The sequence below is a fragment of the Nocardia alba NBRC 108234 genome, assembly GCF_001612665.1.
Taxonomy (GTDB): Bacteria; Actinomycetota; Actinomycetes; order Mycobacteriales; family Mycobacteriaceae; genus Nocardia; species Nocardia alba.
Window position 1 is genome coordinate 1 of sequence record NZ_BDAX01000058.1, and the last position, 1,345, is coordinate 1,345.

Below are 1,345 nucleotides of genomic sequence, written 5' to 3' on the forward strand. Positions count from 1 at the left end.
GTACTGCAACGGCACTCGGTTCGAGTATCGTGCCTGCGTGGTCGTGGATATTGTTGCAGCGGAGCTGGATTCGTTGCAAGCGAGGATCAGTGGCCGGTTCACACGGTCGGAGCCGCGGGGCCGGGTTCGGGAGTATGTGACCGGTTTGGTCGCAGGGTTGGAACGTAAGAACGGGTGGACGCTGGCGGAGCGGGCCGGGGAAGTCGGTCCGGACGGGATGCAGCGGTTGCTGCGGCGCGCGGACTGGGACATTGACGGTGTTCGTGACGACGTGCGCAGCTATGCCGCTGAGAGACTCGGTGACAGGGATGCGGTGTTGATCGCCGATGACACCGGGTTCCTGAAGAAGGGGATCCGTTCGGCAGGGGTGCAGCGCCAGTATTCCGGGACGGCCGGTCGCACCGAGAACTGCCAGATCGGGGTGTTTTTGGCCTACGCCTCCCGGCACGGACATGCCTTGGTCGACCGGGAGTTGTATCTGCCCGAGTCCTGGACCGAGGATCGTGAGCGTTGCCGTGCCGCCGGGATCGGTGACGAGGTCGAGTTCGCGACCAAGCCACGGTTGGTGATGGCCATGCTGGAAAGGGCGTTGGTGGCGGGGCTCCCGTTTCGGTGGTTCACCGCTGACGAGGCTTATGGTCAGGTCAAATATCTGCGGTTCTGGCTCGAACAGCACGACGTGTTCCATGTGCTGGCGACCCGCCGCAACGACACTCTGGTCACCACCGGGATGGGCCAGGCTCGCGCTGATCACCTCGTGGCAGGGTTGCCGGCGCGGGCGTGGCAACGGGTCTCGTCCGGGGCTGGTGCGCATGGGCCCCGCGACTATGACTGGGCACGTGTCCCGATCCGGATCGGGTGGGTGCCCGGTCGTGGGCATTGGTTGCTTGCCCGGCGCAGTATCACCGATCCGACCGAGATCGCCTACTACGTCTGCTTCGGTCCGCGTCGATCGACCATCGCCGACCTCGCCTGGATCGCGGGTTCACGTTGGCGGATCGAGGAATGTTTCCAGCAGGCCAAGAACGAGGCCGGGCTCGATCACTACCAGGTCCGTTCCTGGCGGGCGTGGTATGCCCACATCACCTTGTCGATGCTTGCTCACGCCTGGTTGGCAGGAGCGAAAGCTGTTGCAGTAAAAGGGGATCCAGCTATCGTGAGCGAGGCATGATCGCGCTCACTCTACCGGAGATCCGGCGCCTGACCGTCGCGTTGCTCCTCGAATCCGCACGCAGTACGCGGCGGGTCTGGGCATGGTCGAACTGGCGACGCCGACGCCAGTATCAAGCCCGCTTATCCCACTACCGGCGACGAGGACACCACCTCACCTGAGTGCCGTTGCAGT

1 pseudogene is annotated in these 1,345 nt (G+C 64.4%); it reads left to right on the plus strand.

What is annotated here, in order from left to right:
* Positions 1-37: 37 nt before the first annotated feature.
* Positions 38-1,345: pseudogene (locus NA12_RS32850) on the plus strand (IS701 family transposase); the annotation flags it as partial.